We start from the raw sequence: 21,118 nt of genomic DNA, 5'->3' as shown, positions 1-21,118 counted from the left end.
GTTCCGTCGGATTGCGCGCCGTCGGGCTATGAAGCCGGCGACACCGGTTCGCTGGACTCGAGTTTCGAGTGCGTCCGGGAGTAGAAGAAGTACACGAGGAGGCCCAAAATCAGCCAGATTCCGAATCGCAGCCAGGTCTCCCAGGGGAGGGAGAGGATGAGCCACCCGGAGAAGACCACACCGACGATGGGCACCACCGGCATGAACGGCAACCGGAAGGAGCGGGGCACCTCGGGGCGGGTATGCCGTAGGACGGCCACGGCGATGCAGATGACGATGAAGGCCGACAGGATGCCGATGTTGGTCAGCTCGGCCACCGTGTTGATGGGCAGGAAGCCGGCCATCAGTGCGGAGCCGACGCCCACGATCCAGGTGACCCGAGTGGGCACCTTCCGCACCGGATGGGTCTTGGCGAACCATTCGGGCAGCAGGCCGTCCCGGCTCATCGCGAACCACACCCGGGTCACGCCGAGCATAAAGGTGAGCACCACGGTGATGATGCCGACGATGGCGCCGACGGCGATGATGTTCGCGACTCCGGGCATCCCGACGGACTCGAATGCGGTGGAGAAGCCGCTGTCAGGGCTGATCTCGGTGTACTTCTGCATTCCGGTGAGCACCAGGGTCGCGAGCACGTACAGGGCCATGGCGATGCCGAGCGAGTACAGGATCGCCTTGGGCAGGTGCTTCTTCGCTTCCTTCGACTCCTCGGCGGCGGTGCTCATCGCGTCGTAGCCGAAGACGGCGAAGAACACGGTCGCCGCTCCGGTCATCACCGCGGCGGTGCCGAACGGGAAGTAGGGGGTGTAGTTGGCGCTGTCGATGTGGAACACGCCGAGCACGATGATCAGCACGACGAGCGCCACCTTGATCGCGACCGCGACCGTCTCGAATCGCCCGACACTCTTGATGCCACGGGAGAGCACCCAGGCCGTGCCGAGACAGAACAACGCGGCGAAGACGTCGAAGACGTGACCCTCACCGGTGCCGAGTGCACCCATCATCCAGTCGGGCAGGGAAATGCCGATCTGCTCGAGTAGGAACCGGAAGTACCCGGACACGCCGATCGCGACAACCGCGGCGACCGCCACGTACTCGAGGAGCAGATCCCAGCCGATGAACCAGCCGACTATTTCACCGAGGGCGACGTAACCGTAGGTGTAGGCGGAACCGGCCTTGGGGATCATGCCCGCGAATTCGGCGTAACAGAGCGCGGCGGCGGCGCTGGCGATTCCCGCGATCAGGAAGGAGATCAACACGGCCGGCCCGGTCACCGAGTGCGCGACGGATCCGGCGAGGGAGAACACCCCGGCACCGATGATGCCGCCCACCCCGATCGCGGTGAGCTGCCACAACCCGAGCGATTTGGCGAGTCGCTCGTCGGCAGGCGTGTCCTCCTCGATCTCCTCGAGCGGTTTGCGGCGCAGCAGTTGGGTTCGCAACGTGACGAGTGACATCGCCGGCTTCCTTTCCCGGTGGCGCGAGACTCAGGTGAGAACAACTCAATACCTTCCGCGACCGACGTGTGACGGAAAACGCCGAACCCGGCGACACGGGACCTTGCGTAAATACCGTAGGGGGGTATGGTAGCTACCAGAGTCGGACATCGAGAGCCCAGAGAGAAAGGCACAACCGTGAGCACTTCGACCGTGATCGTCACCGGCATGACCTGCAACCATTGCGTCGCATCGGTGAGCGAAGAAATCGGCGCCATTCCCGGAGTCACCTCCGTAGACGTCGACCTCGCCACCGGCAAGGTCGTCATCGGCAGCACCACCGATCTCGATCCGCGCGCTGTCGCCGACGCCGTAGAAGAGGCCGGATATTCCGTGGCCGGCTGAGTCGCCGCCCACCTTTCCGCAGGAGCAACCATCATGAACGCCACCGGTAAGTTCGCCGGTTTCACCCTCGGTCTCGTCGCCGTCTTCGCTGCCGCGACGGGAGTGGGAGCGTTGGTCGGACCGGACATCGACGAACCCGCAGCGCACGCCGCCGACGACCCCGGACACGGTTCGGCCGCCGACGACGCCGAAGGCCACGACACCGGAGGACACCCGGAAGCCGCTGACGCGACACCGAAGGGACTGCAACCAACGCAGGACGGCTACACCCTGGAACTGTCGTCGCCGATCGCCACCACCGGCACCGACGTCCCCGTGCAGTTCTGCGTCCTCGACCACACGGGAACTCCCGTGACGCGATACGCCGACCAGCATGAGAAGCAGCTGCACCTCATTGCCGTGCGCCGCGATCTGACCGGTTACCAGCACGTTCACCCGACCCTCGACCAGTCGGGCACGTGGAGCGTCTCACTCGATCTGGCCCGGGCGGGTGACTACCGGGTGTTCGCCGACTTCATGCCTGCGGGCGGGGACGCGCTGACCCTCGGTACCGACCTGCGGGTCGCCGGCAGCTACGACCCGCAGTCCCTGCCTCCGACGGAGACGACAACCACCGTCGACGGCTACACCGTCACCCTCAACGGCACCCTCGAACTAGGACAGACCTCCACCCTGACCCTCGCGGTCGGTCGTGACGGATCGCCGGTCACCGACCTGCAGCCCTACCTCGGCGCCTATGGCCACCTGGTCGCGCTTCGCACCGCTGACCTCGGCTATCTACACGTGCACCCAGAGGGACATCCCGGGGACGGTGCGACCCCCGCGGGGCCCGGTATCGACTTCGCGGTCACCGCACCCAGCTCCGGCGAGTACCGCTTGTTCCTCGACTTCCAGCATGCCGGGGCGGTCCACACCGCCGAGTTCACGGTCTCCGCACATTCCGAGGAGGAATGATGACCCGCACCACCGACGTTCCTGCGCCTGTGGGCTCCCAGGTCGAGTTGTCGATCGGCGGAATGACGTGTGCGTCGTGCGCCAACCGCATCGAGCGCAAGCTCAACAAGCTCGACGGGGTGACCGCCACCGTCATCTACGCCACCGAGAAGGCGCGGGTGCACTACTCGGCCGACGTGTCCCCCGACGACCTGGTGAGCACCGTGGAACAGGCCGGGTACACGGCGCGCCTGCCCGAGACCGGGCGACCCGTCATGGAGGAGGAGGATCCCGCCGCGAGCCTGCGACAGCGACTCCTGGTTTCGGCCGCGTTGACCGTTCCGGTCATTGCGATGGCGATGGTCCCGGCACTGCAATTCACCAACTGGCAGTGGCTCTCCCTCACGCTCGCCGCACCGGTCGTGGTCTGGGGTGCGTGGCCCTTCCACCAAGCCGCCTGGACCAATCTCCGGCACGGCACCGCGACCATGGACACCCTGGTGTCGATGGGCACGCTCGCCGCGTTCGGCTGGTCCTTGTACGCATTGTTCTGGGGAACGGCCGGAATGCCGGGCATGACACACCCCTTCGAGCTGACGATCGCGCGCATCGACGGTAGCGGCAACATCTATCTCGAAGCCGCCGCCGGTGTCACCACCTTCATCCTCGCCGGCCGCTACTTCGAGGCCCGCGCCAAACGCCGGGCAGGCGCAGCGCTGCGGGCACTGCTGGAGATGGGCGCCAAGGAAGTATCGGTGCTGCGCGACGGAGTCGAACAATTGATCAGCGTCGACAAGCTGGCCGTGGGCGACCGCTTCGTGGTTCGTCCCGGTGAGAAGATCGCCACCGACGGCGTCGTCATCGAGGGATCTTCCGCCGTCGACGCGTCGATGCTGACCGGGGAGTCGGTGCCCGTGGAAGTGGAGCCCGACTCCGAGGTCGCGGGGGCCACCGTGAACGTCGGGGGCCGAATCGTGGTCGAGGCCAGCCGGATCGGCTCCGACACCCAACTGGCCCAGATGGCGGAAATGGTCGAGGACGCCCAGACCGGCAAAGCGCAGGTGCAGCGGCTGGCAGACCGGATCTCCGGAATCTTCGTGCCGATCGTGATCGCGCTGTCGGTGGCGACGCTGGGATTCTGGATCGGTACCGGCGGCTCCGTCGCTGCAGCCTTCACAGCCGCGGTCGCCGTCCTGATCATCGCGTGCCCGTGCGCCCTCGGCCTCGCGACTCCGACCGCCCTGATGGTGGGCACCGGGCGCGGCGCACAGCTGGGAATACTCATCAAGGGCCCGGAGGTGCTGGAATCCACCCGCCGCGTCGACACCGTCGTGCTCGACAAGACCGGCACCGTCACCACCGGCACGATGTCGCTGCACGACGTAGTGACCGACGGAAGCACGGACGAGAGCACCGTCCTGCGGTACGCGGGCGCCTTGGAAGATGCCTCCGAGCATCCCATCGCCCGCGCCGTCGCACGCGCCGCGCGGGACCGACTCGGCACGTTGCCGGAGGTCGAGCAGTTCGCCAACATCGAGGGACTCGGCGTTCAGGGTGTCATCGACGGACATGCGGTGGTCATCGGACGACCGACGTTGCTCCGTGATTGGTCACTGCACCTTCCCGCCGCGCTCCGCGAGGTGGTGGACGCGGCGGAAGCGAAGGGCCGCACCGCGGTCGGGATCGGCTGGGACGGTGAGGCCCGCGGTGTACTGGTAGTCGCCGACTCCGTGAAACCGACCTCACGCGAGGCAGTATCACAGTTCCGCCGACTTGGTCTGACCCCGATCATGCTGACCGGCGACAACGAATCGGCAGCACAGGCCATTGCCGCCCAGGTCGGCATCGACGAGGTGATCGCGGAAGTCCTTCCCCAAGACAAGCTCGATGTGGTGAAACGACTGCAGGCCGAAGGGAAAGTGGTCGCGATGGTCGGTGACGGCGTCAACGACGCCGCCGCCCTCACCCAGGCCGACCTTGGGCTGGCCATGGGCACCGGAACCGATGTCGCGATCGAGGCCAGCGACCTCACCCTCGTGCGCGGGGATCTACGGGCGGCCGCCGACGCGATTCGCCTGTCCCGCAGAACATTGAGCACCATCAAGGGCAATCTCTTCTGGGCCTTCGCCTACAACGTGGCCGCACTGCCATTGGCCGCCGCTGGTCTGCTCAACCCGATGCTGGCCGGCGCCGCGATGGCGTTCTCCTCGGTGTTCGTGGTCAGCAACAGCTTACGACTGCGCCGATTCCAACCACTCACCTCCGACCCGAAAGAGCGATGACCATGGCTTCCGCAGATACCCCGCACGACGCGCATGCCGGACACGGCTACATCAGCGGAAAGGAGGAGTACCTCAAGCGGTTACGCCGGATCGAGGGTCAGGCGCGCGGTCTTCAGCGGATGGTCGAGGACGAGAAATACTGCATCGACATCCTCACCCAGGTTTCCGCGATGACCAAGGCGCTGCAAGCCGTGGCGCTCGGTCTGCTCGACGACCACATCAGCCACTGCGTCGTCGACGCCGCCGTCGCAGGCGGGCCGGAGGCCGAAGCGAAGATCAAGCGGTCGGTAGCACGGCGGCTGCGGGCGGGCGCAGCCACGTCACGGCGCGAACGACTGATGCGACCGCTTGATGATCAACTCTCGGAAGCCACCGACGCCATCGCGCGCCTGGTGCGTTCCTGACCCACCGAAACGAGCACAGCTTCCAAGGGAACAGCCATGTCTCACCAACATCAACAAGAAGCGCACGTCGGGCACGCCGGGCACCAGGAACACGGTGGCCGGCACGCCGGACACGGGGCTCACGGCGAAATGTTCCGGGAGAAGTTCTGGGTCAGCCTTCTGCTGTCGGTGCCGGTGGTGGCGTTCAGCCACATGTTCGCCGACCTCCTCGGCTACATCGTTCCCGACTTCCCGGGAGCGTCCTGGATTCCCCCTGTCCTCGGCACCGCCATTTTCGTCTACGGCGGCGCCCCATTTCTCACCGGCGGCTGGGCCGAGCTGAAGTCGCGCCGGCCCGGCATGATGCTGTTGATCAGCATGGCCATCACGGTGGCGTTTCTGGCGTCCTGGGTGACGACACTGGGACTGGGTGGGTTCAACCTCGACTTCTGGTGGGAACTGGCGCTTCTCATCGTCATCATGCTGCTCGGCCATTGGCTGGAGATGCGGGCCCTCGGCTCGGCGTCCGGCGCACTCGACGCGCTCGCGGCGCTCCTTCCGGACACCGCCGACAAGGTGACCGATGACGGAATCACCGAAGTGCCCGTCTCCGAATTGTCAGCGGGTGACCTGGTTCTGGTGCGCGCAGGCGCCCGTGTCCCCGCCGACGGCACCGTGGCGGACGGGCAGGCAGAGGTCGACGAGTCGATGATCACCGGCGAATCCGCCCCTGTCCTCCGCACCACCGGCGACAGGGTCGTGGCCGGAACCGTCGCCACTGACAGCGCCCTCCGTGTCCACGTCGACGCCGTGGGGGCAGACACCGCACTCGCCGGAATTCAGCGTCTCGTCGCCGACGCCCAGGCCTCGTCGTCCCGCGCCCAGGCCCTCGCGGATCGTGCCGCGGCGTTCCTCTTCTACTTCGCCTCGCTCGCCGGCGTTTTCACCTTTCTGGTGTGGTCGCTTCTCGGAAACGTGGACGAAGCGGTCGTGCGCTCGGTAACCGTTCTGGTGATCGCCTGCCCGCATGCCCTTGGTCTGGCCATCCCCCTCGTCATCGCCATTTCCACCGAACGCGCCGCGAAGGCCGGTGTGCTGGTGAAAGACCGTCTCGCACTCGAGCGCATGCGAAATGTGGACGTCGTGCTGTTCGACAAGACCGGCACGCTGACGCAGGCCAGGCATGCGGTCACCGGAGTCGTCGCCGACGCCGGCACCACGGAGAACGAACTGCTCGCTCTGGCAGCAGCGGTCGAGGCAGACAGCGAGCATCCCGTGGCCCGCGCCATCGTCACCGAAGCCGCCGCCCGGGTACCCGCGAACATGTATGCCGCCGCATCACATTTTCGTTCGGACCCCGGCCGGGGAGTGCGCGCGGTCGTCGACGACCATTCGGTCGCGGTGGGTGGACCAGCCATGCTCGCCGGACTCGACATCGTTGCCCCGGAATCGATTACACGCACTACCGCGGGATGGATCGATCGCGGCGCCTCCGTACTCCACGTGGTCCGCGACGGGTCGGTTCTGGGTGCGCTCGCGCTCGAGGACGCCGTCCGCCCGGAGTCGCGGCAGGCCGTCGACGCACTCCACGCCCGCGGCGTGAAGGTCGCGATGATCACCGGCGACGCCCGGCAGGTGGCGGACGCCGTGGCGGCCGACCTCGGCATCGACGAAACCCTCGCCGACGTACTGCCCGAGAACAAGGACGCCGAAGTCGCTGCACTGCAACAGCGGGGACATCGGGTGGCGATGGTCGGGGACGGTGTCAACGACGCACCGGCGCTCGCCCGGGCCGATGTGGGTGTCGCCATCGGCGCGGGAACGGATGTCGCCATCGAATCTGCCGGTGTCGTCCTGGCTGCCGATGACCCCCGAGCGGTGCTGTCGATCATCGACCTCTCCCGCGCCAGCTATCGCAAGATGTGGCAGAACCTGGTGTGGGCAACCGGATACAACATCATCGCCGTCCCACTGGCCGCGGGTGTGCTCGCCTTCGCCGGTGTCGCAATCTCACCGGCAGTGGCCGCGATCCTGATGTCCGTGTCCACCGTCGTCGTCGCGCTCAACGCCCAGTTGCTGCGGCGGCTCGACCTCGACCCACGACGACTGGGGCGGTCCTGACCGGGACATCGGAGGTAGACCGACGCCGAGAACTGGTTGATAGCAACAGGCTCGGCGGGGATGGTGAGGGCTGCGATCGGATGCCGTCTGGTCTTGGCGCTGGTCGCTTGGCGCTTGGCACTTGGCACTTGGCACTTGGCACGACGGCATGCCGGCTCTGCAACAGGAGTGGTCCTGTTGCGGAGTCGGCAGATGTGTGTCGCGCGCCGGGGTCAGGCCGCTCGGGGTCGGGCCTGGTTGTGCGCGGGTATGGGTGTGCGTTCGGAGTCGACTTGCCGGGGCGGAATGAAGACGGGGTGTCGGTCTGCTCCCATTTCGATTTCCCAGTCACTGTGGTGGAGCAGTCGGTGATGGAACCCGCAGAGCAGCACCAGGTTATCCATGTCGGATCGTCCACCCTTGGACCAGTGGACGATGTGGTGGCCCTCGCACCATGAGGGTGGCGCACCGCATCCCGGGAATGCGCATCCCCGATCTCGCGCGACCAGCGCTTTTCGTTGTCGTTTGGTCACTGTCCGGGTGGTGGTGCCGAGGTCGAGTGGCGCGCCGTGGTCGTCGAGGACGATCGGTGTGTAGATCGAGTCGCAGCTGAGGAGCCGAGCCGCTCGCAGGCTCAGCGGTCCCATCCACTCGGTCCACGCGACCCCGTCGACCGCGAACAGCGACGCGTCCCTCGCGCAGGCGCCGCGCTGATCTTCTGCATTGGCGTGGTTGGCGTGGTTGGCGTGCTCGGCGAGGTCTTTGATGTTGATGTGGAGGGAGACGTGGGGTCGTTCTCCGCCTTCTTCGCCGGCGATTGCGGCGTTGAGGTACCGGCGCAGCAGTTCGGTGAACCCGTCGGCCCTGCGCTGTCCGGGGGTGCGGGTGTCTGTGGTTCCGTCCTGCGCGGGTCGCGGCTGGGAGAGTCCGGAGAGCGCGGAGAGCAGCATTTCACCGGTGACGGCGTCGAGGTCGCCTTTGACGGCGACGCGTCCGTTGAGTGTTCTGGAGGCGTGGAATTCGTTGAGTTCGGTGTCTTCGGCGGGCGGCGGGTCGTCGGATTCGAAGGCGCGTTCGAGTCGAGCGATGACGGCACGCACGGCGTCGGTGTTGGCGGTAGGACCGCTCGCCGCGAACAGCAACGCGTTTCGGCAGTCGTCCATCGCTTCGAGTGGCATGCCTCGAGGTGGCCGCTCGCAGAATTTCATGATCAGTGCGGCGTGCTCCGCCGAGATAGTGGTGCCGAAGTAGGCGTCCGCGATTTCCGGTTGGGAACGTAAACCGCGTCCCAACATCAGGATTCGTCCCGCCGCATCCACCTCGAGCAACGTCTTGGAGGCCAGCCACATCTTGGTGTTCGGAAAGCCCAGCACATCGACCGTGCAGCGGTGGTCGACGGCACCGACCAGCCTGACCCGCAACGCCTCGAGTCGCTGAATCTCCTCCGACACAGCAACCACCGATGCGAGCAACTCGGCCTCGGCCAGACGCCACGCATCACCGACCGCAGTCGCCAAAATCTCGTCCGACAACGCCCCCTGGATATCCTCCCCGATCCCCATGTTCCAATTCTAGATCGAACGCGTGTTCGAGTCAATGGCAGGAACGACCCACCCGTCCTCGACGCCGTCTCAACGCGCCGACTGGACAACATCACAGATCTGTAGGGGCTCATTCATCACCACCGCAGGGGATGGCAACTGGTCACCTCGCGGGTTCGGATGTGACACTCGCGCAGGCTTTCTGATCACCGAGTGCATCATCGGCGACAGGCGGATACCGCGGCGATCCGGTACTGCAGTAGTGTCGACGAGCACGGGATCAGCACCTACAACGTCCTCGACGTCGACCTCGCCTCGCCTCGGGAATCTTCCTGCCCGACACCGGCATCGAATGCAACTTCGACACCACCGGCGGGTTGCACGCGGCCGGGTTGCTCACCGTCACCGGAGACCTGCTGACGGTGAAGGATGACGTCGGCCGGCACAACGCGGTCGACACGCCCCCACGGCACCGGCCTGACCCTCATCGGATCATCCGCGCACCACCATGAACATCTACACCCACCCCCACCGCATCATGAGCGTCCGCACGTTGACGAACCAGCCCTAGTGCCGACCGGTCTCTGGACCGGTGTCCGCCCGATACTTCCCACCCTGACGCCGGCAAACACTTTTCGGCGACTAGGTGGTTGCCGGTATCTAGAATGGGGTAGGCGCAGTGCGAGGAGGCCCTCATGGGCAGGTGTTGGTGGGCCCGGGCGTGGAGAATCGGCGGACCGGGCAAAGTGCGCTGAGGCTTGCCATGGCGGACGACGACACCGAGAGCACGCAACGACAGGTCGACGTAGACCTCGTCGCGGAGTTGGCGGCTGAAGGTTTCGAGGACGCGTGCATCGTCGGCCGCGGCGGCTTCGGCATCGTGTACCGGTGCCGGCAACCGACGCTCGACCGCGTGGTCGCCGTCAAAGTCCTGAGCCCCGACCCGGACCACATGGATCGGGCCCGTTTCCTGCGCGAGCAACAGGCGATGGGGCGGCTGTCCGGACACCCGAACATCGTCCATGTGCTGCAAGCGGGAATCACCTACACCGGTCGCCCCTACATTGTGATGCCGTTTCACCGCCGTGATTCCCTCGACTCCTGGATCACCAAGCACGGCGCGTTGACGGCCGCAGAGGTGCTGGCGGTCGGTGTCAAACTCGCTGGTGCTCTGGAAACCGCGCACCGCGCGGGAGTGCTGCATCGCGACATCAAACCGGGAAACATCCTGTTGACCGAGTACGGCGAGCCGCAGCTGACCGACTTCGGCATTGCCCGCATCACGGGCGGCGAGGAAACCACCCGGGGTCTGGTGGCAGGGTCGCCCGCCTATACCGCCCCGGAACTGCTCAGCGGAGCCGACGCGTCGGTGGTCACGGATATCTATGGCCTCGGGGCGACACTGTTCACGGCACTGGCGGGCCGGCCGGCGTATGCCCGTCGCCGCGGCGAGCAGGTCTTCGCCCAGCTGATGCGCATCGGCACGGAGCCGCTGCCCGATCTGCGAGAGGCGGGAATCCCCGATGCGGTGTGCGACGTGGTCGAGTCGGCAATGGCCCGAGACCCCGCCGACCGCCCCACCACTGCTGCAGACCTGGGCGCCGCGCTGCGACGGGCGGGCGAATACATCGGTCTTGTTCTAGGGGACATCCCGCTTCCGATCGTCGACGAGGAAGACCGTCCCTTCCTACCCTCGGATGAGGTAGAGGTCGGCGTGTCCGAATACCTTCGATACCGACGGGGCAGCGGGACCCGGCTGGATCGTCCTCCGCCACCGAGTGCGTCCACCAAGTATCGTCCACCGGTCACACCGGGTGCGGCGGTGGCGCGCACGCAACTGCTCGAGCGCCTCCGCCGGAGCGGGCGTCGGCGTCTAGTGCTCATTCACGGACCCGTCGGGTTCGGTAAGAGCACGCTCGCCGCTCAACGGCTCGCGGCCCTGCGGGAGGAAGGGGTGGCTACTGCGTGGCTGACGATCGACAACGACGACAACACGCTCATCTGGTTCCTCACCCACCTGATCGAGTCCATTGCGGTGGCGGAACCAGCTTTCGGGCGAGAGCTGGTTCGTGAACTCGAAGTCTACGGCGCGGACCGTGAACGGTATGTTCTCACCTCGTTGATCGACAAGCTTCATTCGGCCGACCAGCACGTCGCAGTGGTCATCGACGATTGGCACCGCGTCAGCAATGAGGACACACGGTCGGCGCTGGCATTCCTGCTCGAGCACGGTTGCCACCATCTACATTTGATCGTCACCAGCCGCACCCGGCTGGGTCTGCCGCTCAGTAGAATGAGTGTGCGCAACGAACTCGTCGAAATCGATTCCTCCGCTTTGCGTTTCGACGTCCGGGAGTCGACCCAGTTGTTGGTGGACCGCTCCGGCCTCCACCTGGACGCACCTGACATCGTCGAGCTCGAACAGTCGACGGACGGATGGGCAGCGGCACTGCAGCTGGTCTCACTGGCCTTGCGTGATCACCCGGACCCACGGAGGCTGATCGACCACCTGTCCGGAGGGAATCGGGCAATAGGCGAGTATTTGGCCGAGAACGTCCTCGGTAATCTCGATCGAGGCACCCTCGATTTCCTCCTCGCGACCTCGATCACCGAGAAAATCTGCGGCAGCTTGGCACGCGCGCTCACCGACAGCCGGGGAGGGCAGGCGACGCTCGAGGAGATCGAGTCCCGTGATCTGTTCCTGCGACGGCTCGACGAGGAAGGGCGATGGTTCCGCTACCACCATCTGTTCGCCGAGTTCCTGCAACACCGCCTCGAGCGTGACGATCCCGACCGGATTGTCGAGCTTCATCGTCGAGCAGGTCGGTGGTTCGCGGACCGACACCTTCTCAGCCAGGCAGTCGATCACTACCTCCTCGCAGGTGAAGAAGACGACGCCGTCACGCTCGTCGAGGATGCCGCGATGGATTTGCTCGAGCAGTCACAGATGGGGACGCTGCTGGGCCTCGCCGCGAAACTGCCGGCGAAGGGAACTACCAACCGGCCCCGCTTACACATCGCTGTCGCGTGGGCGCACGCGTTGCTGCATCATCCGCGCGACGCCGAACACAATCTGTCCGTCGCGGAGACCGCACTGGCCAGCGGCGACGATGGCGACGACACTGTCGTAGATATGCGCGTCGAAGTGACATCCATCCGGGCTGCTGTCGCCGCGTTCGACGACAAGATCGACGGACTCGATGAGACCGTCGAGAAGTGTATGGCCCGGGCGGACACACTGCGGCCATGGGTATTGTGCGGAGCCGCTGACGTAGCGTCCTTCCGCGCTATCTACCAATTCGATTTCGACGAAGCCCGCCGATGGCAGAAATGGGCCCTTCCCTTCCACCAACGGTCCGCCGGGCCCTTCAGCGTGTTGTACGGATATTGCATGGCCGGGATCGCGGCACGCGAACAACTCGATCTGCCGGCGGCTGAGGCCAGTTTCCGGCACGCTATGACACTGGCCTCGGAGGCCGAAGAGGGTATCGGCTACGGCACCCGGCTCACCGCTGCCCTACTCGGCGATCTGCTGTACGAACAGGGGCACCTCGCCGAGGCGGATCAACTCCTCGACCGTAGCCACACCTTGGGTGCCGAGGGTGGCACCGTCGACTTCATGGTTGCCACCTACGGCACGGGTGCCCGACTGAAACTCCTGCTCGGACAAAAGGATGCGGCGAAGGCGCGTCTCGACGAGGGTGACCGGCTGGCGCAGCAACTGGGCTTGCCCCGTTTGGCAGCGCGCATTGCCAACGAACGAGTTCGAGCCGGGATTGGACACGCGGCTTCCGGGGCCCCGGTTATCGACCTCGAGAGCCGACAAATGCCCGACCGGAACAACGGAATTGCCGTCGTGACTTTCGAACTGGATGAGGATTCGGCGATTCGGTCAGCACTGACCGCCCACGATCAGGACCTCGCGCCCGTCTACGAAAGGGCACACGCCCTCATCGAGTCGATCGATCGACGGGTTCGCCCGCGGGCATTCCTCAATGCCGCGCTGTTGCAGGTGGAAGTGTTGGCCACCATGGGACAGGAAGATGAGGCATTGACGGAACTGTTGCCGCTCGCCGAGCAGTGTGCTCGACTCGGCCTGGTACGACCGGTGCTGGACGCCGGACCCGCGGTGAGCAGGTTGGCACGACGTCTCCGCACACATCTTCCCGAGCACGCCGACGCCGCCACGTCCACCGGATTGAACCAGTACCTCGACGAGTTGGAGAAGCAACCGACGTGAGTGACTACGACGCTGGATCGCCCAAGTCGACACCAAGGACCATAGATTTCGAGACTTCGATGAGTAGTCCCGGACAGACGGCCGGGAAGGCACGTGCTTCCTTGTGACAGGTGAACGCGTGCCGGCCCGGCCGTCATCGTTCGTGGTGAGGGTTTTGTTAGTGGGGGATGACCGGGAGTACGAGGTGCGAGGGGTGGACTGCGTTGTGGTGAATGCTCTGGCGTGCGACGCGGAATTTGCTGGCGTCGTCAACTTCGGTGTCGGTGTTGGGGTTACGGTCCCAGCGGGGGAAATTACTGGAGGTGACGTGCACTCGGAGACGATGGCCGGCCTTGATCACGATGCTGGTCGACCATAGATCGATATCGGCCTTGTCGATGCTCTCGGGCTCGGTCGTCACGCGGGTGATTCCGTCGACGATGTTGTAGGAGATGCCGTTTTCGTCGACATCACAGAGTCTGACTACCCAGTCGGTCGTCGGTCCGTCGGTGGCGGCGAAGAGTTCGGCCGTGACCTTGCCGGTGATTTCGAGGTCTTCTGTCAGCACCGGAGTCGAGAACACCAACACATCGGAACGACTTTCGACGGTTGCCTGGTCTTTCGGTCCGGCCGGGAACTGGGTAGACATGACGAGGTTGCCGCCGCACGTCGGCACCGGATCGGCGGGGTCATAGGTGAAGTCGCTGTGTGATTGCTCATCGATGGGCTGGTCGAAGGACAGGCTGCCGTCTCCGTGAAGGTACAAACGTGTGGCGACCGCACGCTGGAGCGGCCATTCTTCCTCGTCGCGCCATTGGTTGATTCCCATGACGAACAGTTGCACCGGTGCACCCGAATCGTTGGTGTCCGACCCGTCACGAAGGTAGTTCTCGAACCAATCGAGCTGATAGTCCGTCATAGTCTTGGCTCCGGGGGCGACCTCCGACAGCAGCCCGAAGTTGATGTCGCCGATCTGGCCGAAGGTGAAGGCATTGACATGCGGCCATGGGCCCACCACGAGACGGGTCGGCACCCCGCGTGCGCGCATCGCGATGTAGTTGTCGAGCGTTCCCTGCTGGAAGACGTCGTACCAGCCGCCGATGTTCAGGCTCGGCACCGTGACCTGGTCGTGGTGGCCGGCGACCCGGCATTCCTCGGTGGTGTCGGGGTTCTGCAGACCGCGTTGAACACCGATGTCGGGCAGGCCGGCCCGGGTCAGGGCCGGAAGCGGCGCCGCCGGGAGCTCCCAGTAGCTCTTGGTGGCCAATGAGTCGTAATCTGCAATCGTGGTTGCCATCGCACCCAGCAACTCGTCGGGATCTTCGACGACCTTAGGCAACTGCGCCAAGGACTGGGCGAGCGTCCACCACGCGTTGAGACCGAGTTCGATTGCACCGCCACGAAACATGAGACCATCGGCTGGGTCACTCCAGGTGATCTGCGGGGCTATCGCCGCCAGGCCTGGCGGTGCAGCGAGAGCTGCGGCCCATTGCGTCTGACCGGTATAGCTTCCACCGAACATGCCGACCTTGCCGTTGCTGCCGGGAAGTCCACTCGCCCAGACGACGGTGTCGTACCCGTCCTTCTGCTCGCAGGCCCAGGGGAGCCACTCTCCGTCGGAGTCGAATCTGCCGCGGGTGTCCTGCTGCACGACGATGTAACCCCGCTTCACCGCGGCCAGGGTGTCGAAGATCAGAACGTTCAACGATCCCGTCCGGTCGTACGGGGTGCGCTGGATCAGCACCGGATACGAACCTGGCGCCGTCGGCCGATAGACATCAGCCCTGAGAATCGTGCCGTCGCGCATCGGCACCTCCACGTTGAGATCGATGCTGATCTGACTCATTTCGGGTTTCCTACCTTCATTCGAACACCAACTCGATGCACACCCGGCGCTCGGGAACGCGCCTGGAGTGTGCGTAAGCACCGGGTGTGGATCCTGTGATTGCGGTCACTTAGACGGTACACAAACGGGTACGAGTAAGCAAGGAAACGTACCCAGCTCAGGGCTCGGCAAGGAATTCAAGCACTTCAGGAACGAATCGCTGGTGGTACTGGAAGACCCCGCCGTGTCCGGAGTTGGGGTAGATCGTCAACTGCGAATTCGGCAGTCGCCGCGCCAGGTCCTCCGAGTGCTCGCTCGCGACCATCAGGTCGTGGTCGCCATTTGCGACGAAGGTGGGATGGGTGACCACCGACAGGTCATCCGGAGTCGCCTTTCCGCCTCGTACGATCGCCGCGATTTGCGCAAACCTGGCTTGGATGGAAATCGGCTTGTCGCGGCCGTCGGTTCGCTCGCCCAAACGTGCAAAGTAGTCGTTCGCTGCACCTTTGCCTTCAGAGGTGCGGGGAAAGAAGAGGAAGTGCCGTGGGTCCTTGCGCGTGAGCGCTGCCTTCAGATACGCACTGGTGACGATTCGAGCCATCTTGTCGATACCACTGCCCCCACGCGGCCCGGTACCGGCGAGCACCATTCGTCGCACGAGCCGAGGTTCTCGCAGCGCGATGACTTGAGCCACCGCACCTCCGAGCGAGAAACCGAACAAGTCGACGGTGTCGTGGCCGAGAGCGCGGATGAACGCGATTGCGTCGACGCCCATCTGCGTGAGGTCGGCGGGTACTCGTGAGCCGCTGGCACCCACCCCGCGGTTGTCGAACGCGATCACATGGTGGTGCTGAGCGATGCCGTCCAACACCCGGGGGTCCCAGTCATCCATGACCGCGGTGAAATGATGGAGGAACACCACCGGCACTCCGCCCCGGGGCCCCAGTTCGCGGTATGCGAACGGCACACCGTTGACGTCGATGACTTTCGTCGACGCCTTTGCCCAAGCAATTGCGTCGCTCTCTTGTGCGTTGTGAAGAGACATTTCCACTACTCCTTCAGGCTCGAACATTGATCGCTTGCGACGGACCGTCGAGCCGATTAGCGTACGACCATAATATTACGATCGTCAGGCTATCCCGTAGACTCGCGGCTGGCAAGGAAGACGTCGTGGTGACCTACGAAGCAAGGTGGTGCAGAAATGGCGCGGTACGACGAAGCGCACAAGGCTCAGACGCGTCGTCGGATACTCGACACTGCGGGTCGGCGACTCAAGCGCAGCGGTATCGATGGTTCCGGCGTGAGTGCGCTCATGTCGGACGCAGGTCTGACCAATGGCGCTTTCTACGCGCATTTCGGTTCCAAAGACCAGCTCGTCGCCGTTACCGTCACGGATCAGTTGACAGCGCAGGAGGAAGCGCTGCGTTCGCTGCTCTCCGACGACGGTTCGCTCCAAACATTCGTCGAGGAGTACCTGTCGTGCGACCATCGCGATCATCCAGATCAGGGTTGTCCGTCGGCCGCCCTACTGGATGAGATCGGGCGCTCGAGCACCGAGATCCGCAGTGCATACACCGAAGGAATCGCGGGAATTATCGAGCTGGTGGCGAGCCACGCCGGCGCCAACGAATCAGCTTCCGCCAGAAGCACAGCCATTGGCCTCATTGCCGTACTTGTCGGGACGATGCAGCTCGCCCGCGCCGTAACCGATGAACAGCTGTCGGCGGAGATACTGGCGTCTGGAATCGCCAGCGCGGGCCGGCTCCTGGAGCACGCCGAGCCGAACTCCCCGTGAGCACCGCCCCCAGGTCGCCGGCCCACCGGTTCACCTCGGCCGGCCTAGCCGCCGCGCTTGGGGCGAAAGGATGTCCGGCCGTTGCGACGCAACAGTGCGACCGTGGTGGCGAGCAGTCCCCGATTCAGATCGGGTTCGAGACCGGCGCTGATGCGGTGCAGCTGGTCGGTGTGCCAGCCGAGGTCGAGGAGCCCGTCCAGGGCTTTGACGTCGACCACTCTACCCAGGACACTCCGCATTCCGGATCGCGACTGATGAGTGGTGAGGGCGTCGGCGCGCCCGGCGAGTATGACGTCGGCAGCATCGGTGGTCGTCGCGGTGGGCCGTCCGATTCCGACGACATCGCACTCGCCGGCCCCAATTGCCCCCTCCATGGCGGTGCGGGAGCGGAAACCGCCGGTCACCGCCAGCGGAACATCTCCTGCCAGCGCGCGGACAGTGCGTGCGTAGTCGAGAAAGTACGCCCCACGAGCGCGGGTACTGGCCGCGGCACTACCCATCATGGCGGGAGACTCGTAGCTTCCTCCGCTGACCTCGATCAGGTCGAGGCCTTCCTGGGCCAGCGCCGCGACCACCGCGCGGGACTCGTCCTCGGTGAATCCGCCGCGTTGGAAGTCGGCCGAGTTGAGTTTGATGCCGACCGCGAAGCCCGGTGACACCCGCGCGCGAATGCGACGCACGACCGCGAGGACGAAGCGCATCCGCCGCTGCGGGTCACCACCCCACTCGTCATCCCGCCGGTTCACCAGCGGTGAGAGGAACTGGGCGACGAGGTAGCCGTGTGCGCCGTGAATCTGGATGCCGTCGAAACCTGCTGTCTCACAGACGAGCGCGGCAGCAGCGAAACGTTCGATGATGCCCTCGATTTCACCGGAGGTCAGCTCCCGCGGGGTAGACGCGCCGGGAATATCGAGCGGCACCGGACTCGGAGCGACGGGAGTGTTTCCGAGGGCGAGCGGGTTTGCCTGGCGTCCGGGATGATTGAGTTGAACCCAGATCGGGACACCGGCATCTTTGGTCGTCTTCGCCCAACGGGTCAGCGCGTCGAGATCACGCTCGTCCTCGATGACGATATTGCCCGGCTCACCGAGCTGGGTGCGGTCGACCATGACGTTGCCGGTGACGAGCAGCCCGTAGCCGCCTCGGCTCCAGGTGGCGTAAAGCTGTTCGAGGCGGTGGTCAGGAGAATTCCGCCGATCACCAAGCGCTTCACTTAGCGCAGACTTCATGATTCGGTTCGGAAGTATCTGACCGCAGGGCAACGGCAATGGATCGTGCAGGGAGGCCATGAAGCAGTACCTTTCGCAGGGATTGATTCTTACGACGTCGCGGGGGCATGTGCGGCCCGCAGTGCGTTCTTGTCGATCTTGCCGACCGCGTTCTTGGCGATGGCTTCGACGACGACGATCGACGTCGGCCGCTTGTAGCGGCTGAGTTTCTGCGTGCACAGCGCGTGCAGCGCAGCCAGATCGACGGTCGATTCGGGTGCTGGTTGCACGTAGGCGACGACGACCTCGCCCCAAATGTGGTCGGGTACGCCGATCACGGCGGCCTCGAGCACGGACGGGTCGCCGGCGAGAACGTCCTCGATTTCCTTGGGGTAGATGTTCTCGCCGCCGCGGATGATCATGTCTTTCGATCGCCCGACCAGTGTCAGATAGCCTTCCGCATCGAGGTGGCCGATATCGCCGGTGTGCAGCCATCCGTCGACGAGGACCCGGGCGGTGTCGTCCGGGCGGCCGAGGTAGCCGCGCATAACATTGGGGCCGCGCACGACGACCTCTCCGTCCACACCCACACCCATGTCGGTGCCGTTCGGGTCGACGATGCGAATTTCTTGACCTGGGAAGGCAATCCCGACCGTTCCGGCGCGCCGGGGCCCCGCAACAGGGTTGAGGGTCGACGCGCAGGTTCCTTCGGACAGCCCGTAGCCCTCGAGGAGGGGAAATCCGTACCGGTCCTCGAATCTGGTCAGTAACTCCGCTGAGGCGGGTGCGGCGCCGCAGATGCCGAAACGCAGTGAGGACGTGTCGGGCCGGACGTCGTCGGGGAGGGCCGCCAGGATGCTGTAGATCGTCGGCACCGCGCTGAAGAAGGTCGGGCGTTCTGATTCGACGAGATCGAAGAAGGTCCGGGGATCGAATCGGCCGGCGATGACGACGCTGGCACCGACGAGCAGCGGGGTGAGGACACTGACGACGATGCCGTTGACGTGGAACAGCGGCAGGATCAGCAGGCATCGGTCTGCCTCGCCCAGCTGCAGTGCCTGCGCGCCCATCTCGGCCATGGCGTCGATATTGGTGTGGTCGAGCATCACCCCCTTCGGCACTCCGGTGGTGCCGCTGGTGTAGATCAGGAGGGCGGGGGCCGACGTATCTGCGGGAGGTGCGGGGTCCGCCGCCACGGGCGCGTCGTACAGATCAGCGACGCGCAGAGTGACGACATCACCCGCCGGAGTCGGGGCGTCCTCGACGACGAGCAAGCGTGCGCCGGAGTCGCCGAGCTGCCGAGCCACCTCGACGTCGGTCAGGGCCGGGTTGATCGGGGTGACGGTGGCGCCGAGTCGCCAGGTCGCGAACAGCAGCACCACGAACTCTGTACGGTTGGTCAGCTTCACGGCAACGACGTCTCCCTGCCCGATTTTCAGCTGATGGAGGTGGCGGGTGGCCGCGCGTACTCGGTCGAGCAACTGCGCATTGGTGAGTGCGCTCCTGGCGTCGGAGACCGCGGGTCCGTGCGGGTCGAGATCGGCGCGGCGGTCGGGCAGCGATGCGAACGTCATGGTTGTCGTGTTCACCTTCGGTGTGATGCGGCCCGGCCCGGTGCGGGTGTGGCGGGCGCTGCATCGAGATGGCGGGTGAGGAACTCGGTTTGATCGCGGACCAGGTCTTCGAAGGGTTCGCCGAGGTAGAAGTCGAAGTGTCCGGCGTCGTAGGTCTTGATCTGTCCGTGCGGTGCGGTACGCGCGTATCGGAGGGTCTGAGCGGGTGGGGTGACGGTGTCGGTGTTGCTGATGCAGAACAGGATCGGGAAGTCGATGTTCTGTGCTGCGCGCCCCGGCCGGTAGGTGACCAGGCGGGGAATCACTCGGGCCGCTACCTCGTTTCGGAACGTCGCCCCGGTCGGCACGATAGCCCGGTAGCCGGGAAGTGCATCCGGGGCATTCATCAGGGCCAGTGAACCGGGTGCGCCGGCGAGCGGAATCATGACCGGCTCGCGGCGGCGAACCTTGGCCGCCAGATCCCGGGCGATCAGAGGCGAGGCTTTCACCGAGGCGGCCGGGCCGAGGGCGAGCGCGGAGGCCAGCCCGTCGGTGAACGGGCATTGGGCGACGGCGGCTCGCAGTTCCGGATGCCGTGACGCGACGGTGATGGCGTGTCCACCGCCGAAGGAACTGCCCCACACGGCAATGCGTGTGCTGTCGAGACCGTCACGAGCCTTGACCCACGCAATGGCGGAATCCCAGTCGGCAAGCTGCTTCTTGATCGACAGCAGCTGACGGGGATGGCCGCCGCTGTCACCGAAGTGCCGGTAGGTGAACGCGAAGGCGGCGATGCCTGCCTTGGCGAAACGCTCGGCGAAGGCGTCCAGGCGCATGTCGCGGGTGGCTCCGAGGCCGTGCCCGAGGATGACGACGGGCGGCGACGTGACGCCGGTGGGCAGATACAGCCATGCCGCGCAGGAACTGTCACCGGAGGAGAAGAGGACGTCGTGACGGGTGTAGGGCTTCTTGGTGGCCATGGCTGGTCTCACTGTCCGTTCGTCGAGCGGGTCCCGGGCACGCGCCCGGATTCGAGCGCCTGCTTGTAGATGTCCGGGTTGTAGAGGGGCAGCTCACCGGTGGAATCGGTGCTCTCGAGGTAGTCGAGCATCAACTGCTGGCCGTCGTCGGACTGATCGGTGCCGAGGAACTCGGTGCGCTCGACATGCAATCCCTCCGCCAGCGACATCGAGCCGCCGAAATACACCGACCGCTCGAGCTGGTTGGCGATATCGATGCCGAACAGGCTGTGCGGGCGGCCGTCGACCCGCACGCTCATCACCTCTCCGCGGTCCTCGACCTCGAGATGTCCCTTGGTTTTGTGTGTCATGCGATTCTGCTTCCGTGGAGTTCGGAGGAAGTGAAGGAGGTGTGCCGAATGAGCAAGTGCCCGGGCGTCCGGTAACATCGTTATTGAGAAGATCGTAACTAGGTTATT

Annotated in this window: 16 protein-coding genes; 8 read left to right on the top strand and 8 right to left on the bottom strand. The window is 65.2% G+C overall.

What is annotated here, in order from left to right; genetic code table 11:
- Window positions 1-26: 26 nt before the first annotated feature.
- Complete coding sequence (locus GFS60_RS16530; RefSeq protein WP_159922795.1) at window positions 27-1,457, bottom strand: amino acid permease; 1,431 nt, start codon at window positions 1,455-1,457, stop codon at window positions 27-29.
- Window positions 1,458-1,634: 177 nt separating this feature from the next.
- Here GFS60_RS16530 and GFS60_RS16525 point away from each other — a divergent pair, with 177 nt between their 5' ends.
- From GFS60_RS16525 to GFS60_RS16505, 5 genes are read left to right on the top strand one after another with little or no spacing between them, the layout of a single operon-like run.
- Window positions 1,635-1,841: a heavy-metal-associated domain-containing protein gene (locus tag GFS60_RS16525; protein WP_159922793.1), complete on the top strand. Its 207-nt coding sequence runs from the start codon at window positions 1,635-1,637 to the stop codon at window positions 1,839-1,841.
- A 33-nt stretch (window positions 1,842-1,874) separates the two neighbouring features.
- Window positions 1,875-2,795, top strand: a complete 921-nt coding sequence (locus tag GFS60_RS16520) for a hypothetical protein (protein WP_159922791.1) — start codon at window positions 1,875-1,877, stop codon at window positions 2,793-2,795.
- Window positions 2,795-5,056, top strand: a complete 2,262-nt coding sequence (locus GFS60_RS16515; protein WP_159922789.1) for a heavy metal translocating P-type ATPase — start codon at window positions 2,795-2,797, stop codon at window positions 5,054-5,056. The genes GFS60_RS16520 and GFS60_RS16515 overlap by 1 nt, the downstream gene beginning before the upstream one ends.
- Window positions 5,053-5,460 (top strand): metal-sensitive transcriptional regulator, encoded by a 408-nt coding sequence (locus GFS60_RS39155; protein WP_442972162.1) that lies wholly within the window; start codon window positions 5,053-5,055, stop codon window positions 5,458-5,460. Before GFS60_RS16515 ends, GFS60_RS39155 begins: the two co-directional genes overlap by 4 nt.
- A 36-nt stretch (window positions 5,461-5,496) precedes the next feature.
- Window positions 5,497-7,560: a copper-translocating P-type ATPase gene (locus GFS60_RS16505; protein WP_159922785.1), complete on the top strand. Its 2,064-nt coding sequence runs from the start codon at window positions 5,497-5,499 to the stop codon at window positions 7,558-7,560.
- Between the two features lie 212 nt (window positions 7,561-7,772).
- Here the strand turns inward: GFS60_RS16505 and GFS60_RS16500 are convergent, their stop codons facing one another.
- A complete protein-coding gene (locus tag GFS60_RS16500) occupies window positions 7,773-9,101 on the bottom strand; it encodes an HNH endonuclease signature motif containing protein (protein ID WP_159922783.1) in 1,329 nt (442 codons plus the stop codon).
- 356 nt (window positions 9,102-9,457) lie between these two features.
- Between GFS60_RS16500 and GFS60_RS40375 the strand changes: the two genes are divergently transcribed.
- Together GFS60_RS40375 and GFS60_RS16490 are read left to right on the top strand one after the other, a co-directional pair.
- Window positions 9,458-9,592: a formate dehydrogenase accessory sulfurtransferase FdhD gene (locus GFS60_RS40375; RefSeq protein ID WP_442972161.1), complete on the top strand. Its 135-nt coding sequence runs from the start codon at window positions 9,458-9,460 to the stop codon at window positions 9,590-9,592.
- Window positions 9,593-9,843: 251 nt separating this feature from the next.
- Window positions 9,844-13,320, top strand: a complete 3,477-nt coding sequence (locus tag GFS60_RS16490; protein ID WP_159922781.1) for a serine/threonine-protein kinase — start codon at window positions 9,844-9,846, stop codon at window positions 13,318-13,320.
- Window positions 13,321-13,477: 157 nt separating this feature from the next.
- Here the strand turns inward: GFS60_RS16490 and GFS60_RS16485 are convergent, their stop codons facing one another.
- Both GFS60_RS16485 and GFS60_RS16480 read right to left on the bottom strand, forming a co-directional pair.
- On the bottom strand, window positions 13,478-15,145 hold the full coding sequence (locus GFS60_RS16485; RefSeq protein WP_159922779.1) for a CocE/NonD family hydrolase: 1,668 nt from the start codon (window positions 15,143-15,145) through the stop codon (window positions 13,478-13,480).
- 157 nt (window positions 15,146-15,302) lie between these two features.
- A complete protein-coding gene (locus GFS60_RS16480) occupies window positions 15,303-16,169 on the bottom strand; it encodes an alpha/beta fold hydrolase (RefSeq protein ID WP_159922777.1) in 867 nt (288 codons plus the stop codon).
- A 156-nt stretch (window positions 16,170-16,325) separates the two neighbouring features.
- On the opposite strand from GFS60_RS16480, the gene GFS60_RS16475 reads away from it, so the two are divergent.
- Window positions 16,326-16,919 carry a TetR/AcrR family transcriptional regulator gene (locus tag GFS60_RS16475; protein WP_159922775.1) on the top strand — a complete coding sequence of 198 codons (594 nt, stop codon included), beginning with the start codon at window positions 16,326-16,328 and terminating at the stop codon, window positions 16,917-16,919.
- A 44-nt stretch (window positions 16,920-16,963) separates the two neighbouring features.
- Here GFS60_RS16475 and GFS60_RS16470 read toward each other — a convergent pair whose 3' ends face one another.
- From GFS60_RS16470 to GFS60_RS16455, 4 genes are read right to left on the bottom strand one after another with little or no spacing between them, the layout of a single operon-like run.
- On the bottom strand, window positions 16,964-18,208 hold the full coding sequence (locus GFS60_RS16470; protein ID WP_159922773.1) for an NADH:flavin oxidoreductase/NADH oxidase family protein: 1,245 nt from the start codon (window positions 18,206-18,208) through the stop codon (window positions 16,964-16,966).
- 29 nt (window positions 18,209-18,237) lie between these two features.
- Window positions 18,238-19,701, bottom strand: coding sequence for a class I adenylate-forming enzyme family protein (locus tag GFS60_RS16465; protein WP_159922771.1), 1,464 nt, complete (start codon window positions 19,699-19,701; stop codon window positions 18,238-18,240).
- Between the two features lie 11 nt (window positions 19,702-19,712).
- A complete protein-coding gene (locus GFS60_RS16460) occupies window positions 19,713-20,660 on the bottom strand; it encodes an alpha/beta hydrolase (RefSeq protein WP_236603166.1) in 948 nt (315 codons plus the stop codon).
- A gap of 8 nt (window positions 20,661-20,668) precedes the next feature.
- A complete protein-coding gene (locus tag GFS60_RS16455; protein WP_236603165.1) occupies window positions 20,669-21,010 on the bottom strand; it encodes a hypothetical protein in 342 nt (113 codons plus the stop codon).
- Window positions 21,011-21,118 lie beyond the last annotated feature (108 nt).

Source organism: Rhodococcus sp. WAY2, assembly GCF_009859915.1.
Classification (GTDB): Bacteria; Actinomycetota; Actinomycetes; order Mycobacteriales; family Mycobacteriaceae; genus Rhodococcus_F; species Rhodococcus_F oxybenzonivorans.
The sequence above is the reverse complement of the archived record's forward strand: the minus strand, read 5'-3'. Positions and strand labels throughout refer to the sequence as shown.